Consider the following 19,394-nt stretch of genomic DNA (forward strand, 5'->3'; position numbering starts at 1 on the left):
TTAAAAAGGGAACTGATGTTCTTGTGAAGATTAGCATAAAACAATCAGACGCGAATATCAAGTGTTTTTCCTAAGTTCGGATGAACGCTTTGTTCAAGCATCTGCACCAGATTCTGGGACTGGATCTCTGCTTGATCCTTAGCAATACTTAACACTTGTATACCCACGGCTTGGGCCAAGGATACCTGGCCCATTGAAGTGGATAATGCTGCAATATCCATGTCGCACCTCCTCCTATAAGCTATATCGACAGGGATATTCTTTTTGATAAGCAGGCAGGATACACAAAAATCGCTCAGTCAAGGTCTTGATGCAATTGTCAGGTATTTCTTTACCTGTTGGCCCATACCTCAAGGCGAAATTTCACATATTCTGAGCTGTATTCAATATTCATCATTCTAAGGAGGAAATTTAAATGGGTGCAGGGTATGGTTGCGGTTGTGGAAATGTTAGTCCGGTAAATGAAGCTCCTGTCGTGGCTCCGTGTGTAAGTCCTTTTACTTCTACAGGTGCTATTCTGGTTCTCTTCATTCTGTTGGTTATCATCACAAAAGCCTGTTTGTTCTAGGATAGTTTTATCGGACTGTCCCCCCCCTGGCCTTAGCCGGGCGGGGGTTATTTCTTTTTTCTGCGAGCAGGCTCAATTTGGCGTTTGGTTCTTTCGGTAGTCATAGAGGATTTTAATCATTGCGCTAAGAACATTTGTTCGCATATAATATAATCAATCGTTGGATTTCGGCAGGGGGACAGACATCATGACCAGCAATCTTGGGAATATCGGAGTAACAACAAGTCAGGAACTTTGGATGAAGCGCTTACTGGAGCGGCTAGAGGTGGATTGTAGAGATATGCAATACCGCGGTAAGCCTGAATTGTCGATGGCGCAACGGAAGGGAATGATGAAAGATATCTATTGTTCGTTTCAGACCGGGTGCAGGATTTCCATGTATACTTGGGACCCTTTTGGCACTGAAGAATTAAGTGGTATTGTGAGGATTATGAACGTCAAACCGCTGCAAATCAAGCTAGAGTTGAACAATGGCACATTCAGATGGGTCTGGATGGCGAATATTGTGGAGATCTTTACATAATAAGGCCCCGGAGGTTATCCGGGGCCGGTTCTTTCATTATTGGAACATGAACTCTACACGGACGCCGTCCGCATATCCTTCCAACTGATTGCCAACCCAACTTCCGGCACCGCGGTTGTCGCTTGGCGATATGTATTCAATATCTGCGCCTTCTCCGCCTTCCTGGCACATCGCCATCGGCCATTCGTCGCGGTCATATCCCTTCTTGGTAGGGACGCCCTTTAAAGAAAGGCGACGGTTGTTCTCTGCTTGCTCACGATCGATTGTACATATGGCAGACTCACCATTCGCAATGGCATCCTGGATATGCTTGGCTGTCTCTGGATAACGATCTGAAGGGAAGACCAACTGAACAATTTCGGAATCGGATGGGGATGATGGCGGGATTTGTCCGTCCTCTTCATACCAGTAAGAACCCAGAGCTAGCAGCGCAACAATGATGAGACTGCCGATTAATTTACGTAATTTCACTTCTGCTCCTCCTTTTTCTGCGCTTCAACCAGTATAGCGCATTTCCAATTATAGCGCGATTCTCTATAATCAGGAGGAGGATGTGGCTTTAGTCACTTATAAATGTTTGTAAATCTATGTAATGGAGGGGTTATTCGTGATGATGACGGGCTTTGGAATCTTTGGTGTTCTGCTTTATTTGTTCTTTTTGGGTTGTGGAGTGTATGCCTTCATCCTGTTCGTTAAGCTGGCAACTCGCGGAATTAGGGCATTGGATTTGTATATCGCTGATAAAATCGAGCAGAGAAACAGCAGATTCTAAAGACAGGCTCTCTATCCTGTAGATTAGCCGCGTCCTTGTTCAGGGCCTTTTCATACTATGTACCAAAAGTACAAGGGTGGTGAGGGCTAATGGAACAAGGGGTGCTTTGGCAGCTGTTAGATTCTGCATCACGGCTGGTAAACGATGTGCAGTGGCAGACGGCGTTCAGGAATTGGGTCATGACCCCAGCCAATCCGAATTTGACGCGTCCTGCCCGAAATCTTCTGAGGACGTTATATGCTTTGCAAGGCACGGGGGTTATTAACGGACAGCATGATTATCTCGAAAGTCCCGATGAGTTCAGCAACAAGCTGAAGACGACGGGAGGGCAGTATGCCGGACTCCATGGATACGAACTGGGGGCCATCAACAACCAGAAGCCAGAACTGGTCCGCAGTCAAAGAGACGGGGTAGTCGCCAGTGCAATCCGCTGGTACCAATCCGGGGGGATTGTAGCCTTGACCTATCACGCTCATCTGCCTGGAACAGCCCCGGCCTGGTCTAATGTATCTATGAATCTGAGCAATGCAGAATTCGATAAATTCGTAACGCCCGGCACTCCCCAGAATGCTGCACTGCTTGCCGATCTTGATGATGTTGCTTTGTCTTTGCACAAGTTAGCGGATGCTGGTGTTCCTGTACTATGGAGGCCATATCATGAGATGAACGGCGGTTGGTTCTGGTGGGGGCGCAAGAGCAAGTTCATCACACTTTGGAATTTGATGTTCGATCATTTCACGAAGACTCATAAGTTGAACAATATATTGTGGGTATGGAGCCCCAATGCAGACGGTGATGGAGTTGAAGCACAGGAAGCCTATTACCCCGGTGGGGCGAGGGTGGATATTCTGGCACTCGATATCTATAACGGTGAATTTAAGGATGAGTTTCATAATCGGTTGTGGGATCTTGGACGGGGTAAGCTGATTGCTATTGGGGAGAATGGCAAGCTTCCCTCACCTGCACTACTTGCTAAGTCACAGCGCAGGTGGTCTTACTTGATGACCTGGGGGAAGCTTCTCTATGAGAACAACACGGAGGCGGCTATCCAGGATTTTATGAATGCCAGCTTCACTTTGAACAGGAGTGAATATACGAAGGCGCTTGCAGTCCAAGCTTCCAAGCCTGAGGGTAGCCCGGCAGTCCCTGTCAGTGGTTTGCGAGGAGAGTATTATAACAACATGGTTCTTAGCGGAATGCCAGCTTTGGTACGGACGGATGCCAATATTAACTTCGCCTGGAGACAAGGTTCGCCGGACCCGGCAATCGGCGTGGACTTCTTCTCTGTACGCTGGAACGGAAGGCTCAGTGCTACTTATAGTGAGGGTTACACGGTGTACTCTTCATCTGACGATGGCATCCGAATCTGGATTGATGGTCAATTGGTTATTGATAGCTGGATCAAGCAGAGTGGGCAGGAACGAAAAGGTAGTGTTAATCTGATTGCTGGCAAGCTGCATGACATCAAAGTGGAGTTCTATGAGAATCAGGGTGATGCGCGGGCCGTGCTGATGTGGGAGAGTTCCAGTCAGGGCAAGGAGGTCATCCCGGCGGTGGCGTTCTTTCTCCCTTAAAGTAGGACGATGTGAGATTCTATATATAGAAGTGAACGAGGTAAAAGCCCCGAAAATGATCCGGGGCTTTTTGATCTGCAACAAAGGCGTATAGGGTTAAATCTGTTCACGATAGCTGATGTTATTGACTGTCTTCTCATCACGTACTGCTTTGCGCAGCGCATCCTTGACAGTATGGGCACCATGGATCTTGCGGAACCACAGCTCGGGCGACGAAGCGTCATCGGAAAAGATCGTCAGTGTCCCGATCCCAAGCATGCGGTCCAGAATGGATTGAGATACTCCCAGGTCACGAATTCGGAGCAGTTCAATCTCTTCGACATTTTTACCGATCAGGCCTGTCTTTACTATAATTCTCTGGCTTGTAATCGTATAAGTAGTCGTATTAAGGCCCACAAGACCCTTCAGTCGGTCGGATATGCCCGCAGGCTTTCCTTCCCATAGCTTGATTTCCTGAGCAGGCGTCAGGTCTCGCAGCGTGCGCCCGGCTGTTGGTGAAGCTCCCCCGTTCAGCGCGGTCCCACATTCTCCGCAAAATTTAGCCGCTTGCTTATATTCTATTCCACAGGCTGTACAATAAGGCATCGAATGAGCCTCCTCTCCCAATTAACATTTGTTTTATTTATTATTATACTGCCTTATCCGGTCATTGGTTGCACACATAGATGTGACGTTTTTTTTGAATTTTCCCCCGATTTACATTAATTTCATTTGCACTTTACAATAACCGACATTATTCTGTTATGTGGGGGGAATGTAAACGATGAAACGAGCTTGGCTAATAGGGTTGATTGGGCTAGTTCTAATGCTCTCAGCCTGCAGCTATAATGATTCTGCTTCAACCGCGCCGCTGTCGGAGGAAGAAGTACAGGAATCTGTACAAACTTACTACAATGAAATGTCCAAAATTGAACAATTAGGGAAATCGTCCCGAGAGCAATTTAACGAGACGATCGCCGCTTACTCGGCTGGGACAGCTACATCCAAAGAAATGGAGAAAGCCATTGCCCAGTTCAAGGATACGGCTACTGATATTTCATCTCAGGCGAAGAAGGTTGAAATCTCCGACCGTCTGCCGGAGAAAGTCAAGAAGCTGTTGGATGAGGCCCAGATTGCTTTTCAAAGTGCCTATTCTTTAAAGGAAAAAGCATCCAAAGGTGCCGATTCTACTGATGTGTCCGCCGACGAGTTCAACGAGCTTAATCAAAATGCTGATCTCGCGATGCTGTACGGCATCTCTAAGCTCAACGAAGCCAGAGTGGCAACCGGATTGCTGGAGCCGGAAGAGGATACGAATGCGAATACGACGAGTACGAAGGCAACCAACGATTCCAAGGTGGTAACAGGAACAGATTCGGAAAGTGTTAAACCATAAGACAACCCGGCCCCTATGTGAGGGGATAATAAAAGGCGCTGCACAGCACAGCTGTGGGCGCTTTTTTGCGCGCAGACTGTCATTTTTTTCATATTGATTAAAGGACCTGACTGTGGATATAATACAAACATACGTTCGTGTCGTGTGGGATTATTAATTGAACACAAGGAGGCCAGGCAATGGGTAAGAAGCTGGAAGGCAACGGATTATGGGAGAGCAGTCGGATGATGCTGCCGGAGCACAAGAGCCGGATTATCAGCGATGAACGGGAGACGCTGCGCCGCATCCAGCCGGTGCTGGATGAGCAGAAGCAGGAGGAGATTGAGAGCACCCTGGCGCTGTCCCTGCGAAGTCATGTGCGCGTCACAGTGATTCTGTTCGATCCGTTCGAGAATGAGGCGGTGAGCGGCTTTGTGACCTCCATTCACACCCACTCGCGTGAGATTAAGCTGCAGTGGGCGGAGGAATGGAAGTGGATTCATGTAGACCAGATTGTGGAGGCCTATATCGTTTAATAAGCTACTGCCTAGGTGTGTGCTTCTGTATTTTTTTCATAAGCGATCAAGGTTACGGTGGGGTTGCCTGTCAGTTCGGCAAGGGCAGCTTCCGCGTCCCGGATAATCTCAATCGCTTCATCCCGTTCGCTTAATGCGGCGATTGTGTAGCTGTCGGTATGGATGTCCATGACGAATCTCCTTTCACTGTTGTATAAGATGCCTATTTAGGTTGTCCTTATGGATGGGAAACATCCAGATGGTGAGGCGAGGAAAAGATGTGATATGGATTTCTAGACACCACTAAGTGAGATCGTGGATTTCTTAGAGCAGGCCCCGGATGGTTGTCCGGGGGCTTTTTTTCGTGGGCAAGAGACGTGCAGAAGCATTGAACTGCAAACATCTAGGCATAGGGGTATTTGTACAAGCAGAAGAGAAAATTCGGACATTTACTATACCAGGGGGGTGAATATATGCTGACTTTGAACGTGGTGAAAAGCAAATCTATCGCTTCTCTGACCGGGCTGAACCCAGCCGTACTGGCCGGAGCGAATGCGCTGATTGAGCGCAGCTTCGCCAAGGGAGTGCCGATTATCATTACTCAGGGACTGCGGACTCTTGCCGAGCAGAATGCTCTCTATGCACAGGGCAGAAGTAAGCCGGGGAATATCGTGACCAATGCGCGCGGGGGATTCAGTTATCATAATTATGGATTGGCGGTTGATTTTGCACTATTGCTGCCAGATGGCAAGGGCATCTCATGGGATATGAAGCGTGATGGAAACGGCAATAAAATCGCAGACTGGCAGGAAGTGGTGCAGGAGGCGAAACAGCTAGGCTTTGAATGGGGTGGAGACTGGACTTCCTTCAAAGATTATTCCCATCTGCAAATTGCATATGGACTTTCAATTGATCAATTGCGGGCAGGCCTCCGCCCGTCGGCAGAACAGATCAAGGCTGCACTTAACGTGATCAATGGGGGTGACAATGTGAACCAAGACGTGAAAGTAAGCATCGTCCTGAACGGTAACAAGCTCACAGACGGCGTTCTCGATACCGGCGTCACCTATGTGCCCGTGCGGGCGCTGGCGGAAGCGTTGGGTGCAAAGGTTACGTATGACGCCGCAAGCAAGACCGTGAATATTGTTACAGGATAAGCAGTTCGGGGTTGCATAGAAAATAAGGGATAAGGGGAAATTATCAGCAACCAAATTACAAGGGGGCAACATATCTTGAATAAGCTGATAACAAGCCTTATCTGTACGGCTGCACTGTCTATGACGCTGCTTGGCACTGGCTATACAGCCGGGGCTGCTGGAGTCGACGGGGTGGGTGATACCACGCGTAATACAGGCACCATTAGAAATGACGCGAACCGAATGCATCCTAATGGTAGCATGATCAATGGTACGACAGGGACGAACAGAAGCAACAGTAACATCCTGGACAACAACGTTCGGACTGAAGATAACCACAGAGTAGCTCCGTTGTCCACGACGAACCAGAATGGTACCTATCGGGCCACCAGCACGACCAGTACCGGAACCGGGTCGAGCTGGGGCTGGTTGGGACTCATCGGACTACTCGGTCTGGCTGGCATGAGAAATCGTACTGGAGAGCGCAACTGAATTGTGGCTTAGGTTAAGGTCAAGACGAGATCCGCCCGGCCAAGTCGTGCGGGTCTCTGCTTACCAACTCGTAAAAATGAAAAAAATATTAAAATAAGGATTGCGTCATCGTCAAATACGTGATATTATATCTCTTGTCGCGTTATACATAAGTTCGAACAGGAAACGCACATATCATCCCTGCCGGGGTGGCGGAATTGGCAGACGCACAGGACTTAAAATCCTGCGGTAGGTGACTACCGTACGGGTTCGACCCCCGTCCTCGGCATCCTTGATTTAAAAGGGTTTTGGCCCTTTGGATTAATTTCCGTAAACCAGAAAAATAGTGAATCCTGTGTGTTTCAAATGGGCTGCTACAGCCGCACAGGATTCGCTGCTAGAGGTCCTCTTTTGAGCTATCTGTTCTTCAAAAAACAGGTAGAGGCAAAGGAGGATTTTTTTATGGCGTCACGCGTAAACAAAATCAAGAAAACCCCCGCAACAATGGAAGAGGCGATGGATCGGTTCATCACCTGGAAGAAGGCAAACGGTATCAGCGAGCAGACACTGCTGGATTACACCACGCATATACAGCTTCTGTATAAACGGTATCCAGAAGCTGGAAACTCCTACGATGAACTAGAGAACGCTGTCTGTGAGCATTTGAGTCAGGAAGGTATTAAGCCAGCAACCTATAATAATCGTCTAGTGTACCTGCGGACCTTCTTTAAATGGTGCTGTGAGCATGGTGTTCTGGAAGATAACCCTCTGGATGGTTTCAAGAAACGCAAGGACGAAGGCAGATCTGTTGCCATTGACGAAGAGATGCTGGCCCGATTAATCACTTTGCCCAATCGGGAAACCTTTGCTGGGTTGAGGGATTACGCCCTATTCCTGATGTTTCTGGATTGCGGCATACGGCCAAAGGAAGCCTTTGGGCTAATGTTGGATGACTTTCATCCCCGCGCCTATGAGATCCGTATAGATGCTACGAAAGCCAAGACACGAGTTTCCCGCACACTGCCGCTGTCTCCGATTACAGTGGATGCTATCTCGGAACTGATCTCCATGCATCCTGAAGAGTGGAAGGGCAAGGCTCCAATCTTCTGTACTAATGAAGGTAAGCCTCTGACTAGACACACCTGGGGTGATCGAGTAGAAATGTATGGCAAGAAGCTGGGCATTCATATCTGGCCTTATGCGCTGCGTCATGCGTTCTCTGTGGTGTTCCTGAGAGGTGGAGGCAATGCATTCGGCTTACAGCGTATGCTGGGTCATGTAGATATGACTATGACGAAGCGATACGTGCGGCTCTCGGACAATGATATGAAGGAACAGCATAATACGGCATCCCCGCTGAATCGTTTAGTGCAGCAGAAGAAGCGAGTGGGGAAGGTTCGATAAAATGGCAGGGGGTACCAAACTGGTATCCCTTGATTCTTTATTTAGATCCCCATTACATCTAGGTATCCTTGATTAAAATTCTTTGAAGCATATTCGATTATGTGGTTCAACAAAACGCCAACGTGGTTTTCGTTATAAAAGCTCCAGCCGTTGACTGTAGTACCTGAGCTTAAATCTAGTGGTAGTTCAATGGAGTTAACCTGTGGAGAACGTGGACGGCATCTTTTCCTTCTTCTGTACTCCAGAGATCTTTCTGTATGCACATAACAAGAAATTCCGTAATTATGTCCTCCACATTCCACTGAGATATCTGTACCTTCTTCTACATCTGAAAGCGCTGAGTAGTATACATATTGGAAGAATCCAGACTCCTTGACCAGAGCATAGAAATGTATTTCTCGTGTTATGGAAGGAAAGGTTCTCAGCAATCGAGCTTTTACAGCAAGCTCATCCAAGAAGAACAACACCTCAGGATGGATTCGCAAGAAATACTGCATATATTCTGTTTGCGTTGGATACCTTCTATTTGCGCAAATGAATCCCCAAAGAGCATACATCATGTTCGGAAAGTCAGAAGCGTTTTCTACTGAGTCCTCTCTCTTGTTGATGAATCTCGGAGGAGATGCGCTAACAGCTTGCTTAATACTTTCTGGTGTCAGATTAATGCCAGAAGTGAGATCAATCATTTTTTGTACCCCCTGCTTTGCTCCACTCATTCATTTCCTCTAAGGAACTACGCTTCTTACTCCAGGTTTCGCGGCGGATTTTGATCTTCTGGATCAATTGTTCAACCTCCCATATAAATTCTTCAGATTCTAGTACGGAAAGCGGAACGATTTCATCCAGTTCTTTATAAAGCACACCAGAGGGTGAATAGGCGTTCAGACTCAATTGTATGCGGTATGAAGGATCAAGGACATCGAAGTTTTGGACGTTCGAGGTAATGCCGCAAATAGTGAACGGTTTAGGAGTTTCTGTCTTGTAGTAGGCAGGGCTAAAAACTTCAATTGGAACGGACATTTTTCTAGATATCTTATCCAAAATGTCTGATGATAATTTCTTTTGTTTACCAGTCTCGACTTTGGAGATTGTGGAAGGGGATACTCCAACCATTTCTGAAAGGGAGTTTACTGTAAACTTTCCAGGGTTAAACTCGTTTGCCTTTTCCCGAATGAATTTGTGTATACCACCAAAATCCAGATTGCTGAGTTTTGAAAGATCTTCTTTGGTTGTTAGGTATGGTATCAGTTCGTTCATTATTGTCGCCTCCTCAAGTGGATAAACTTAGTATATCATTAATTTCCTATTATGCATAGTAAGTATTGCTTTTTAGAAATTAGCATGATAATCTGTTCTCGCAGTATATTTCTGGAAGGAAGGGGAATACACAATGAAGACATAAAAAGATACTTTGTAATACCAACTCCAACAAGTATGACAACTGTTGTACAAATCAAGAAGAAAAGAACAGAATCTTGGGGAGGATATACGATATGAAGATAGATACATTGAATCTAGAAACGAGAGCACCTCTTAGCCGAGAAACATTGCGATTACTTCGAGCAACTGATCATCACACGTATTACAAAGAAAACGGAAGTCGATATGTTTGCTATAGTTACACCTTACAGGGATATCCGTGCAGAGTTATGATCTTCTACACTGAACAGAATCAGAGACTAAGGATAAACATTCCCTCGTTGCCAAAGTTGATTACAGGCTCTTCTCTGATTCCTCTTGATGATAGTTCGCGTGATGAAGTGTTCTCTGCTATATCCGATTGCTTAGGTAGTATAGGTATTCATGAAGTAGATCCCATATCAGAATGGAATGTGCGGCGGATGGATACCTACCACGATTTTCAGCTTGGAGATAAAGTCAGTAGTTACCTCGCGGCTTTGAGTAATACTCAGATTGCACGTTATACGACAATATCTGTTTTGGGTGAGTCTGTAAATTTTAAATGTGATTCAAAAGAGCATTATTGCTATAACAAACAAAAAAAGCTGCTTACTGAGCGTGGATATACACAGGAGGATGTAGAGCGCAGTGCTGGAATCATGAGATATGAAGTTCGCCATAAAGCAGGGGATTTAAACAGAGACAACAGAGTGCCTTCCCTTAAATTCGGGGAAATCTGTACAGACGAGGTGACAGGTGCTCTTGTGGAAAAATATTTTAATACACTGCCTATAGCTAACCTTAGTGTATCTACAGCTACTGAAATTCAAAAGAAATTAGCAGAATTTTATGGTACAAGTACCGTCTTCCGACTAATGGGCTTTATAGATGCTTACAGAAGAAATGCGATTGACGAAATCAACCCTCGTACAAAAATTCGTTATATGGATCAACTGCGAGCAGTAGGTGTGTCACCAATTATTGGAATTGAGGATTTGCCGCCGCTGATCCTTCCTTTCGCCTCCTCACCACCCTCGACTTTAACATCAAGTACAGAGCCGCAGACAACAGCGAATACGGAATATAGGAGACGCCCAAGCAATCGCCGAACAGCTAGAGATAGAGATATCACGCAAGAATAGAAAATGGAAATGGGAGGACACTAGTTGTTCTCCCAACTATAAAACATCTAACCAAAGGAGTGACATTATGTCTCTGACAAGCCTATTGACTTATGACAATGACATTAAAGCCCTTTTTGCAACTATTCCGAACATGAAGGCGTGCTTCTATTCTGCCGAAGGTGAAGAGCCTTTTCCAGCAAAGCTTATGCCGATAGCCCCGCGAGAAGAGTCAACAGCTCGGCTAATAGGACAAGGATATGATTATCTCCTACGAGCTTTCATACAAAGGGTAAATAATAAACATCAGGAGCAAGCTGTAGATGATCTTGATGCATATAATGGACTGAATAGATGGTCTGGAACGGATGATAACCTTCGAAGCCGATTTGACGAGGTTGTTCAACACAGAAATGAGTACATTCTTGGGCAACGGGATATTGATCATACTCTTCTGCAAGACAGCATGGTTTTAGCTCATCTGGACAGCTACTATCGTTCTGGGTATATGGATGAGCGCGGTCCTTTATATGTGAATGAAGAGGATATTACGGACCTTAAACATCTTATTGCAGCCACTCAGGAGCGCAGCTCACTATTCATTGCAGAACATGAGATTATCTGTAGTCCTTCATTTGGAAGGGCCATTACGAGCTTGGTGGGAGGGGCAGACGGCGATCTAATTCTGGATAATATGCTTCTTGACTTCAAGACCGAATCAAGTTTTAAATATGCTGTCAGGCATCTTCGTCAGCTTATAGGTTATTGGGTATTATCATGCTTAACTGCAGACTACAGCACACCAATTCAAAGACTTGGTATCTGGAATCCAAGGTACTGCCGTATGGTTTCTATTTCAGTTGAAGACGTATGCCAATCCATGGATGTGATTGCCTTCACAGACCGATTTATTGATGTTCTCAGCATTCCTTTAAAAAGTCAGAACGTTTATCTTTCCAGCGTACGAAAGCAGCATATAGAGGAGGTGAGGAGCCTCTGGGAGAGCCCAGATCAACCTATCAGACAATTGTATGCTGCCTTATAAAAGTAGTCTGAAACTTTGAATCATGTTTCCATTTTGCATATGAAATAGGGAAATATCGTTTAGCAATTTTCACTCCTTTGGCATTATCAAGCAGAGCGGCTTCAATATCTGAGGAGTCGAAAATTTTGTAGTCCAAGAGTCGTTTTTGTTTTAACCGCTCTAATTTGCTGCTTAGCCCAGAGCTTGGGAGTGTAGAATAAAAACCAATGAAGCCTTTAGCGCCATGAGAACATACTCGGTCCGTGATATCTTGTTCGTCGCTATCCAGAACAGATTTACATGAGTGCGCCTTATGCTTGCAGCTTACAAGCCATTTAAAAACGGTTGTCCCGAGAACTCCTTGGCGTTGTTCTTCTACTATAAGATCTCTACCGCCGTCCTGACCACGATCAGGTCCTATGATGATCCTCATATTCAGTAGTCTGAAAAATTCTTTTGCTAAGAGTTCAAAAGTATCTTGTTGTCCGTTAGAGCCATTTGCTCGAGGGATCTCTCTGAAATCTAGTGCTGGCAAGCGTATCTCTCCTTAATACGTGAAGTTGTCTTAAACTATCCAGTAACAGGTTCTGTATCTTCGCTCTTGTACATGGATAAGAATTGGCAAAGCTTCTGAACAACTTGCTTGGTTTCATCCGATCGAAGATGCTCAATCAGCAAAGAACGGTTTGAGAGCGGAAATGAGTATACTAAAACCAGATACTGTATTAAAGGGATGTTGATCGTCTTAAATCCACCAGGGTAGTATCGATTTAACAGGCCAAGGAGCATCTGAAAGGCAAGGTTTCGATCTGGATCGCCCATGTTTCTTTTAAGTTCGTTCCAATATTCTTTTAAACAGGATATGACATCGGGCAAAGTTCCAAAATCCCTTTCATTTAGTTCATATAATTCAGAGCGCATATTTTTTAGACTGAAATCTTGTAAAGTGTTCGCGATGCTACCTTTCAAGTTCTCTGGAAGAGTGGCACCATGATATGTGAAAAAGTTTTCAAAAGTTCCTAAAGACATGTGTTGTCCATTAGTCATCTCATGGATTAGATGTAGAGCCATCCGTGCGAACTCTGTTTCTTTTGCTAAAATCTCTTCCGATTTTTTCTTAGAAGGTCTACCATTTCCTTGTTTTGGTATTGATGTTCTAGCGATCTCATTAATAGCGATTGTAGCGGTATGTGAATCCTCAGTCTCTTTAACAATCTTTTTGAAGAAGGACTCCACATGTGTGATGAGATCCAATGACGATTGTTGAAGTTTAACCCATGACACTGGATGACCCATCCAAAGCAAATAGTAGATCATATGTTTTTGCTTTATTTTTGGTGCAGCTATGATCTCCTTCAAAGTATCGAGGGCTTTCTCATCATACCTTGATTTTTCTCTACCTTTACGCCCAAGTCCTTTGGATTTTGATGTTATCAGGCCGAGTTCTTTATATTTCTGTATCTGCCTTTTTGATATAACTATACCTTCTGTGGCTGCCTTGGATATTAACTCCTCTATGTACATTCTCAATCACTCCTTATGGCTTAATCTTAAAGGTGTGAATAGAGCTAAACAACCCAGAAAATGAGGGTAAATGTAAACATCCTTCGTTTATTGTTGTTCAGTAGAGTATTGCGCAAAAAAAAGAGAGTATACAAAGCACAAGTATAATCTGTGTCTAAGTACACTCTCGAATATGGGTGTGTTGAAGTCTCATCATTAAGGTGAATGATGCCCCCCGACTTCATAGTTAATCTAACCATTAGGACTGGGATAGTCAATAAATAGTTTGAAGTATTTAGAGCAACAAACTAGCGAACTACATCAATCCTCGTTCCTTCAACGACACGTACTGCTGATCACCAATAATGAGATGATCTAGAACGCTGATACCTATGATCTCACCTGCTTCAGTCAAGCGCTTGGTGAGCTGAATATCCTCAGCCGAAGGCGTAGCATCTCCGCTGGGGTGGTTGTGAGCGCAAATAAGAGAGGCACTGGCGCGCTTGATAGCTGCCCTGAAGACTTCTCTAGGTGACACAATAGCCGAGTTTAGATTGCCTACAGAGACGGTCTCCTTGGCAATAATACGGTTCTTGGTATTGAGAAAAAGACAGATGAAATGCTCCTTGGACAAGTATGACAGTTCACTGTACAGATGTTCATAGGCATCCTGAGGAGAGCGTATAAAAGCAGGAGGTTGCTTTGGGCTATTTAGCAGCTTGGCCAGTTCCAAGGCAGCTATGACCTGCTGTGCTTTTACTTTGCCAATTCCACGTATCTGCATCAATTCCTGTTCTGTAGCACCCAATAGCTCCTCAGGTGTGCTGAAAACCTTCATGATTTCCTCAACTGTGTAGCTACTCTTTTTCTCGTGCAATGTATTAGCGATTATGGCCATATATGAATTGTTATTTGTCATAGGTTATTCCTCCGATAAAATATAATAGGAGAGGCCGCAGCCCCTCCTTGTTTTGTTGCATTGTTTCGCTTATGATGGAACTGGAATTTGTAACACAGGCCGCTCTGCAAAGCGGTCTTTTCTATATTTTGAAATTTCGGCAGTGAGAACTGTAGGTTCGCCATTACGATAATCCTCAACAATGCCCCAAACCCAATCCATGAACTCGTTCGCCTTAGCTTGTCTGCTCCATCGGCAAATCTCATATACACCTTTAGCATTGTAAACCGTAGTGTCATAAGTTTTTCCATCAGTACTTACCAGTTTGGTTAATACTGAAAAACGATCTAATCGATCTTGATAACGAGCATGTATCTTTGCAATAGCAATCATTGGATTACTGTACCCCAATGCTGTACCGATCTGGTCTCTAGTCATCCAGATTTCATTACCACTGTCCCCATAAAAATCACATTGTACTTCTCCAAAGTTCTCATTACGTATAACTGATAATTGCATCGCTAGTAACCTCCTCTAATGTGCATCCACGATAGATTGCTCATAACTAAAGTTTCTCTTTTTTGAACCTCTTTTAAAGACATTCATTTGGATTATGAAATAGTGGTTTGCTTCCTGTATTTCTCCAACTGCTTCGGATAATACTTGCCAAAATAGCGAACCACATAATAAGCCGCAAGTTCATCTTCAAGCTGCCAGCAGCGAAGGAAGTAGACATGCAAAACAGTTCCCGCCATCTTCAAGTGCCCATTCATAACGAGTTGCTTCATTGTTGCTGTTAGTTCATCAGATAAGCCTTTGTTTTCTTTGGTCATGGAAATCACCTCCTTGTATGGGCTGCTCTCACTGGCCCTGTATTCTCTCTGTCATACAAAAAAGGATCACATCCTCGTTTTTAGAGGAGATGATCCTTAATCATGTTTGTATTCTGGAAAGGGGTGCTTCGCTAATGCTGTGGAGGCTTCTATTGCTCGCTTCCGTCTAGAAAAAGACAAATTGAATGGTTGCATTTTAATAGAAGGTAATCCAATATTCTTTCTCGCTTTTTGAGACATTAGTTTCTCTGCTGCTTTACCGAATGGACTGTTCCATTGATTTTTGCACCATTCTAGTGACTCGGCGTGAATATATTGATCAATCTTTTGCATGTCAGGCTCATTCATGCGGCACAATCTGTTTAATAACGTACTAGCCTCATAATGCTGACTGGAGAGAGGTCCTTTATCAAATTCAGTAACATCTTTACGGTTTGAATACGTGACTACTTCATTAACTAAAAGGCCATAGGTTTCAAGCTTGGTAAAGCCATGAAGAATGCCGTATTTACTGTAAAAGGGATGAACATAGTAGTCTATGAACTTCCGATACAGTATAAATTCGTAGGAGATGGTCGCTCCACGGGCGAGTAAAAAAGTTTGGGGATGAAATTTTCTGAACAGTACGGTAGGGTCAGACATTTTAGTACCTCCCTTTAAGTTGGTTTATAAATGATTTATTGATTTGTTCAGCTATCATTCAGTAAGCTCATACTTCTCACCTCCTCTCACAATGTTTTAAAAAAACCAAAAAAGCCAGCACCCATCCATTTACGGATAAGCACTGGCTTAAGTAGCTTATTATGTTAAGCTTTTCATTTTCTTCTCCTGAATATATACCTCAGAGTATCTACAATGACTCCTGTTAAGAAGGAAGAGGCGAAGTGCAAGAGATAAGCAGTAGGAAGAAATGCATCATTTGCTCCAACGATCCAACTGCGAAAGGGTTGTTCGTATACAACTGAATTTAACAAGGATTTAGACCGATTAACAGGATGTTTTAGCATCATTACCAGTGTAGTTGACTACGCAAACGAAGATGCTTGCGAGTGAAAGCCATATAGTTGTCTTCCTTAAAGGGGACATCAGCTTCCTCCAAACATATTGCTATTTAAAACGAAGTTGACTTGCTATTCATCTTTCCAGTTAAGTACGAATTTTAGTAGCTCCAAAGCTTTCTTCTGATCTTCTAGATTCCGATTATGTACTAGATTTACTATGGAGCTTAATGTTTGGTCATTCTCCTGTTCAGACAAGGGCTGAATAAAACGGAAAATATTTTCAAGTGGAAGTTCCAATGCATTCATTATATTTTCGATGCTTTCAATCGTAAAATTAACCTCACCACGTTCAAGTTTACCCACATATGTGAAATGAACATCTGCGCGATCAGCCAGTTCTTCCTGAGTTAACCCTTTATCTGTTCGAAAGCTTCTCAGACGTTCGCCAATTTTAACCTTTAAATCACTCATCGAATCACCTCTAAAGGTTACGATAGTCGAAGAGCGATTCATCTTCTAAGCAACATAATGATTATTTTTAATTAAATATACCACACGAATAGTATATGTAATATAATGAGATTTAAGCGTAAGATACATATAATGGAACAACTAGTGTGTAATGATACGCTTATTAATCTATTTCAAAGGAGAAGGTATAGATAAGTACGATAAACGGAGTTCCAGATTACTATTCTATTTTGGGAGTTTCATGCTCGGCCACTGCTGATGAGCTGAAAAAAGCTTTCCGAACCAAAGCAAAAACGTATCATCCTGATGTTTGCAAGCTGCCGAATGCACATGAGATTTTTATAGAAATAGCTGAAGCTTATGAAATACTCCGAAATCCAGAATCTCGCCGTAACTATGACTGCATTCGTAAGGAAGAATCTGATCATACAAGAAAACAAAGTGATTATGATGATACGGCAAGAAACGATTATAGAGAAACTGAACGAAAAGCAAAAGAACAAGCAGGAAGATATGCTTACATGACTTTGGAAGATTTAATAATCGTAATTTTCAATTATAGCTACGAAACGGGAAGAACTTTGCTGATCGGTGAAAGAGATATGCCGACAAAAAATGTGTTTGATTATGTGAAATATGGACTTATAGGTATTCTGTTTACAATATGTATTATTATCACTTTTACAGGTATAGGAACCATTCCAGGAGCAGCTTTTGCTCTCCTTTTATCAAGGGGATTAAGGAAAGATGACTCATTTATAGGTCTTGGACCTTTCCTTCTTTGTACTTTAGTTGCTGACGTAGTTGTACTTATCGTTATTTTTTCTATACTATCTAATCTTTAAAACAGGGGGTGGGCTCTTTTTCTCTTTACTCGAATATAAATAATACATAGTTTGTGGTTGGAAATTTTCTGTTTTTTAAGTTCCTATAGGATTTTTCGATAAAGGAGGGGGTAATGCGTGTCTATCATTTTGTTAATTATTGAAGTGATCGTTGTATGTTCTTTTTTTGGAAAGGGGGGATGAAAGACGAAAGGTGCAGAAACAAATCAATCAGAACAGTCAGATTGCATTAGACCATCACTGGAGCGATGCCCGCTATACTGTTACGCAAGACTTGAAAAGCGTACTTAGTCCTGAGGATTTTGATTTCTGTTTTGGGCAGAGCCAAGTGCTGAATTGTTTTCTGGATACTTTCTGTGCTCAAATTTTTGCGGTAGGCTATGATGTTGGAATGTTTGTGGCAGATGGGAGTAAGCTTTCTCGGCAGGAGTTGGACGCTATTGCTGCTCGAAAACAACAAATAAAACAGGCGGCTGAAAGGTTCATCTTCTCCAGAAATACAAATTGTGAAAGTAATACGATGCGGGAGATTATGCGAGTGGTAGAGCGTACATACAGTATTGGAATCGGAGCTGGCAAACTACAAGGACCGTATGTGCTTGTATCGCGCTAGCAATAAAGATGACTCCACTAAGAACTGTTCAATACAAGCTGGAAGAAGCAGCTACTCCCCCAGTGCGACAGCTATAATTCTGTTTATTTCCCCCAATCCGTTCATCCCTGTAATGTCTTGATAGTCAAGGGGATTTCTTTGTTACAACTGCGGACATGTGTTATCAGATGTAAACATACCTATTATATGTATTGATACTCACAAATGATAAAAAGGGAGCTTTATAATATGAAGAAAAAAATCGGATCAGCAGTTATTGCCGCAAGCTTGCTATTCACAGCAATACCTTCATCCTCATTGGTCTTCGCTTCTTCTGTACAACAGCAAACTATTTACTCTGTTCAGTCTAACTTCGCCAAGGAGTTTGGCATCAACGTAAAATCAGTGTCTTCTCCGATCGTGTATGATTTGAACAATGATGGTGATGGAGAATTTATTGTTACAGCAAAAAGCAGCAATGATATGGGCAACTTTATTGGGTACATAGGGGTTTACTCTAAAAACGGAAAAAAGATTGTTACCAAAAATGTAGAGGATGACGGTGTAATTGGAATAGCGCGTATTAAGAACAGCACTTACAAAAATTCTCTCGCGATTATTCGAGGTGGCGGTAGTGGCGGTGTATCTGTGGAAGTAGCTATTCTCAAAAATGGTGTTTTGCAATCGCTATTGGTTACAGAAGCCAACAATCGAGACGAGGCTATAATAAAGGACTCTGATAAAGACGGAAGTGATGAGATTTACGGATATCAATATTATTTGGCTCCAGAAACGCAGGTCCTTAATAAGGCTGACGGGATATATGATAAGTTCGTTTATAAGTGGGATAGTTCCAAGAAGAAATATACCAAACTTGTATACGGTCAGGACGGCATTAGAGAAGATCAGCGGAAAAAAGTAGAGACAATTACGAGCCAAGAAGCACTGACTCTCTTGAACAAGGCGCGCACCACACAGCTTTCTATTAAAACGCCGATGGATCTGAGCAGTTTTAAGAAGAAGATGGAGTCGTTATTTACTTATAACTATCTGTATAGATTGCAATCTAAGGGTCTTGCTTATACTAGCACTGGTTTGGTTGTTCCGAATTATCTGATCAGTGACAATTACAGTTCGCTGGTCCCTGAATTTAATTCTAAAAAGAAGGCGACCTTTAAGTTGACTGCTGATAAGCAAAGTGCAACGGTGACACAGACGATACAGGAGGATTTTGAAGGGGAAGTTTACAGCACAACGTATAAAGCAACATTGTTAAAGACGAAATATGGTTGGAAGGTAGAAGGATTTAGCGTGAATTAAGAATAAATAATCAGCCTAAGCACCCAAGTGGTGCTTTTTTATTCCAAAAGAAGGGAATAAAATCAAAT

Annotated in this window: 27 protein-coding genes and 1 tRNA gene; 15 read left to right on the forward strand and 13 right to left on the reverse strand. The window is 43.4% G+C overall.

Going from position 1 to position 19,394, the window contains the following annotated elements:
- Positions 1 to 44 precede the first annotated feature (44 nt).
- A complete protein-coding gene (locus ACFVRY_RS13195) occupies positions 45 to 221 on the reverse strand; it encodes a YjfB family protein (RefSeq protein ID WP_387500636.1) in 177 nt (58 codons plus the stop codon).
- A 254-nt stretch (positions 222 to 475) separates the two neighbouring features.
- On the opposite strand from ACFVRY_RS13195, the gene ACFVRY_RS13200 reads away from it, so the two are divergent.
- Both ACFVRY_RS13200 and ACFVRY_RS13205 read left to right on the forward strand, forming a co-directional pair.
- A complete protein-coding gene (locus ACFVRY_RS13200; RefSeq protein ID WP_387500971.1) occupies positions 476 to 568 on the forward strand; it encodes a YjcZ family sporulation protein in 93 nt (30 codons plus the stop codon).
- Between the two features lie 187 nt (positions 569 to 755).
- On the forward strand, positions 756 to 1,091 hold the full coding sequence (locus ACFVRY_RS13205) for a YolD-like family protein (RefSeq protein ID WP_387500637.1): 336 nt from the start codon (positions 756 to 758) through the stop codon (positions 1,089 to 1,091).
- A gap of 36 nt (positions 1,092 to 1,127) precedes the next feature.
- On the opposite strand, the gene ACFVRY_RS13210 is transcribed toward ACFVRY_RS13205, so the two are convergent.
- A complete protein-coding gene (locus ACFVRY_RS13210) occupies positions 1,128 to 1,562 on the reverse strand; it encodes a DNA-entry nuclease (protein WP_387500638.1) in 435 nt (144 codons plus the stop codon).
- A 136-nt stretch (positions 1,563 to 1,698) separates the two neighbouring features.
- Here ACFVRY_RS13210 and ACFVRY_RS13215 point away from each other — a divergent pair, with 136 nt between their 5' ends.
- Together ACFVRY_RS13215 and ACFVRY_RS13220 are read left to right on the forward strand one after the other, a co-directional pair.
- A complete protein-coding gene (locus ACFVRY_RS13215) occupies positions 1,699 to 1,863 on the forward strand; it encodes a hypothetical protein (protein ID WP_387500984.1) in 165 nt (54 codons plus the stop codon).
- An 89-nt stretch (positions 1,864 to 1,952) separates the two neighbouring features.
- Positions 1,953 to 3,437, forward strand: coding sequence for a glycosyl hydrolase (locus tag ACFVRY_RS13220; RefSeq protein WP_387500639.1), 1,485 nt, complete (start codon positions 1,953 to 1,955; stop codon positions 3,435 to 3,437).
- Between the two features lie 96 nt (positions 3,438 to 3,533).
- On the opposite strand, the gene ACFVRY_RS13225 is transcribed toward ACFVRY_RS13220, so the two are convergent.
- Positions 3,534 to 4,022, reverse strand: coding sequence for a PH domain-containing protein (locus tag ACFVRY_RS13225; protein ID WP_387500640.1), 489 nt, complete (start codon positions 4,020 to 4,022; stop codon positions 3,534 to 3,536).
- 178 nt (positions 4,023 to 4,200) lie between these two features.
- Between ACFVRY_RS13225 and ACFVRY_RS13230 the strand changes: the two genes are divergently transcribed.
- Together ACFVRY_RS13230 and ACFVRY_RS13235 are read left to right on the forward strand one after the other, a co-directional pair.
- Positions 4,201 to 4,812: a hypothetical protein gene (locus ACFVRY_RS13230; protein ID WP_387500641.1), complete on the forward strand. Its 612-nt coding sequence runs from the start codon at positions 4,201 to 4,203 to the stop codon at positions 4,810 to 4,812.
- 179 nt (positions 4,813 to 4,991) lie between these two features.
- On the forward strand, positions 4,992 to 5,327 hold the full coding sequence (locus ACFVRY_RS13235; RefSeq protein ID WP_387500642.1) for a YolD-like family protein: 336 nt from the start codon (positions 4,992 to 4,994) through the stop codon (positions 5,325 to 5,327).
- Between the two features lie 11 nt (positions 5,328 to 5,338).
- On the opposite strand, the gene ACFVRY_RS13240 is transcribed toward ACFVRY_RS13235, so the two are convergent.
- Positions 5,339 to 5,497 carry a hypothetical protein gene (locus ACFVRY_RS13240; RefSeq protein ID WP_387500643.1) on the reverse strand — a complete coding sequence of 53 codons (159 nt, stop codon included), beginning with the start codon at positions 5,495 to 5,497 and terminating at the stop codon, positions 5,339 to 5,341.
- Positions 5,498 to 5,779: 282 nt separating this feature from the next.
- Here ACFVRY_RS13240 and ACFVRY_RS13245 point away from each other — a divergent pair, with 282 nt between their 5' ends.
- The 4 genes from ACFVRY_RS13245 (at position 5,780) to ACFVRY_RS13260 (ending at position 8,317) form a co-directional block, all read left to right on the forward strand.
- A complete protein-coding gene (locus ACFVRY_RS13245) occupies positions 5,780 to 6,463 on the forward strand; it encodes a M15 family metallopeptidase (RefSeq protein WP_387500644.1) in 684 nt (227 codons plus the stop codon).
- A gap of 75 nt (positions 6,464 to 6,538) precedes the next feature.
- Positions 6,539 to 6,934, forward strand: a complete 396-nt coding sequence (locus ACFVRY_RS13250) for a WGxxGxxG family protein (protein WP_387500645.1) — start codon at positions 6,539 to 6,541, stop codon at positions 6,932 to 6,934.
- Positions 6,935 to 7,116: 182 nt separating this feature from the next.
- Positions 7,117 to 7,202 (forward strand) — tRNA-Leu (locus tag ACFVRY_RS13255).
- A 173-nt stretch (positions 7,203 to 7,375) separates the two neighbouring features.
- A complete protein-coding gene (locus ACFVRY_RS13260) occupies positions 7,376 to 8,317 on the forward strand; it encodes a tyrosine-type recombinase/integrase (RefSeq protein WP_387500646.1) in 942 nt (313 codons plus the stop codon).
- A 41-nt stretch (positions 8,318 to 8,358) separates the two neighbouring features.
- Here ACFVRY_RS13260 and ACFVRY_RS13265 read toward each other — a convergent pair whose 3' ends face one another.
- Both ACFVRY_RS13265 and ACFVRY_RS13270 read right to left on the reverse strand, forming a co-directional pair.
- Positions 8,359 to 9,003 carry a hypothetical protein gene (locus ACFVRY_RS13265; RefSeq protein WP_387500647.1) on the reverse strand — a complete coding sequence of 215 codons (645 nt, stop codon included), beginning with the start codon at positions 9,001 to 9,003 and terminating at the stop codon, positions 8,359 to 8,361.
- The gene (locus ACFVRY_RS13270) at positions 8,996 to 9,574 is read right to left on the reverse strand and encodes a helix-turn-helix domain-containing protein (protein WP_387500649.1); all 579 of its coding nucleotides are present in this window, start codon (positions 9,572 to 9,574) and stop codon (positions 8,996 to 8,998) included. The genes ACFVRY_RS13265 and ACFVRY_RS13270 overlap by 8 nt, the downstream gene beginning before the upstream one ends.
- A 236-nt stretch (positions 9,575 to 9,810) precedes the next feature.
- Between ACFVRY_RS13270 and ACFVRY_RS13275 the strand changes: the two genes are divergently transcribed.
- Both ACFVRY_RS13275 and ACFVRY_RS13280 read left to right on the forward strand, forming a co-directional pair.
- Positions 9,811 to 10,860, forward strand: coding sequence for a hypothetical protein (locus ACFVRY_RS13275; RefSeq protein ID WP_387500650.1), 1,050 nt, complete (start codon positions 9,811 to 9,813; stop codon positions 10,858 to 10,860).
- 67 nt (positions 10,861 to 10,927) lie between these two features.
- On the forward strand, positions 10,928 to 11,884 hold the full coding sequence (locus tag ACFVRY_RS13280; RefSeq protein ID WP_387500652.1) for a hypothetical protein: 957 nt from the start codon (positions 10,928 to 10,930) through the stop codon (positions 11,882 to 11,884).
- Here the strand turns inward: ACFVRY_RS13280 and ACFVRY_RS13285 are convergent.
- The 7 genes from ACFVRY_RS13285 to ACFVRY_RS13315 form a co-directional block, all read right to left on the reverse strand.
- A complete protein-coding gene (locus ACFVRY_RS13285; RefSeq protein ID WP_387500653.1) occupies positions 11,859 to 12,398 on the reverse strand; it encodes a hypothetical protein in 540 nt (179 codons plus the stop codon). The genes ACFVRY_RS13280 and ACFVRY_RS13285 overlap by 26 nt on opposite strands.
- A 35-nt stretch (positions 12,399 to 12,433) precedes the next feature.
- Positions 12,434 to 13,387 carry a hypothetical protein gene (locus ACFVRY_RS13290; protein WP_387500654.1) on the reverse strand — a complete coding sequence of 318 codons (954 nt, stop codon included), beginning with the start codon at positions 13,385 to 13,387 and terminating at the stop codon, positions 12,434 to 12,436.
- Between the two features lie 295 nt (positions 13,388 to 13,682).
- Positions 13,683 to 14,285: a RadC family protein gene (gene radC / locus ACFVRY_RS13295; RefSeq protein ID WP_387500656.1), complete on the reverse strand. Its 603-nt coding sequence runs from the start codon at positions 14,283 to 14,285 to the stop codon at positions 13,683 to 13,685.
- A gap of 69 nt (positions 14,286 to 14,354) precedes the next feature.
- Positions 14,355 to 14,783, reverse strand: a complete 429-nt coding sequence (locus ACFVRY_RS13300; protein ID WP_387500657.1) for a BRO family protein — start codon at positions 14,781 to 14,783, stop codon at positions 14,355 to 14,357.
- 92 nt (positions 14,784 to 14,875) lie between these two features.
- A complete protein-coding gene (locus tag ACFVRY_RS13305) occupies positions 14,876 to 15,097 on the reverse strand; it encodes a hypothetical protein (protein ID WP_387500658.1) in 222 nt (73 codons plus the stop codon).
- A gap of 96 nt (positions 15,098 to 15,193) precedes the next feature.
- On the reverse strand, positions 15,194 to 15,739 hold the full coding sequence (locus ACFVRY_RS13310) for a hypothetical protein (protein WP_387500659.1): 546 nt from the start codon (positions 15,737 to 15,739) through the stop codon (positions 15,194 to 15,196).
- Positions 15,740 to 16,227: 488 nt separating this feature from the next.
- Positions 16,228 to 16,569: a helix-turn-helix domain-containing protein gene (locus ACFVRY_RS13315; RefSeq protein WP_387500660.1), complete on the reverse strand. Its 342-nt coding sequence runs from the start codon at positions 16,567 to 16,569 to the stop codon at positions 16,228 to 16,230.
- Between the two features lie 227 nt (positions 16,570 to 16,796).
- Between ACFVRY_RS13315 and ACFVRY_RS13320 the strand changes: the two genes are divergently transcribed.
- From ACFVRY_RS13320 to ACFVRY_RS13330, 3 genes are all read left to right on the forward strand, one after another.
- Positions 16,797 to 17,414: a J domain-containing protein gene (locus tag ACFVRY_RS13320; RefSeq protein ID WP_387500972.1), complete on the forward strand. Its 618-nt coding sequence runs from the start codon at positions 16,797 to 16,799 to the stop codon at positions 17,412 to 17,414.
- Positions 17,415 to 17,607: 193 nt separating this feature from the next.
- On the forward strand, positions 17,608 to 18,027 hold the full coding sequence (locus tag ACFVRY_RS13325) for a hypothetical protein (protein ID WP_387500661.1): 420 nt from the start codon (positions 17,608 to 17,610) through the stop codon (positions 18,025 to 18,027).
- Positions 18,028 to 18,255: 228 nt separating this feature from the next.
- On the forward strand, positions 18,256 to 19,326 hold the full coding sequence (locus ACFVRY_RS13330) for a hypothetical protein (RefSeq protein WP_387500663.1): 1,071 nt from the start codon (positions 18,256 to 18,258) through the stop codon (positions 19,324 to 19,326).
- Positions 19,327 to 19,394: the final 68 nt, after the last annotated feature.

The sequence above is a fragment of the Paenibacillus sp. NPDC057934 genome (assembly GCF_042887565.1).
GTDB lineage: Bacteria > Bacillota > Bacilli > Paenibacillales > Paenibacillaceae > Paenibacillus_AQ.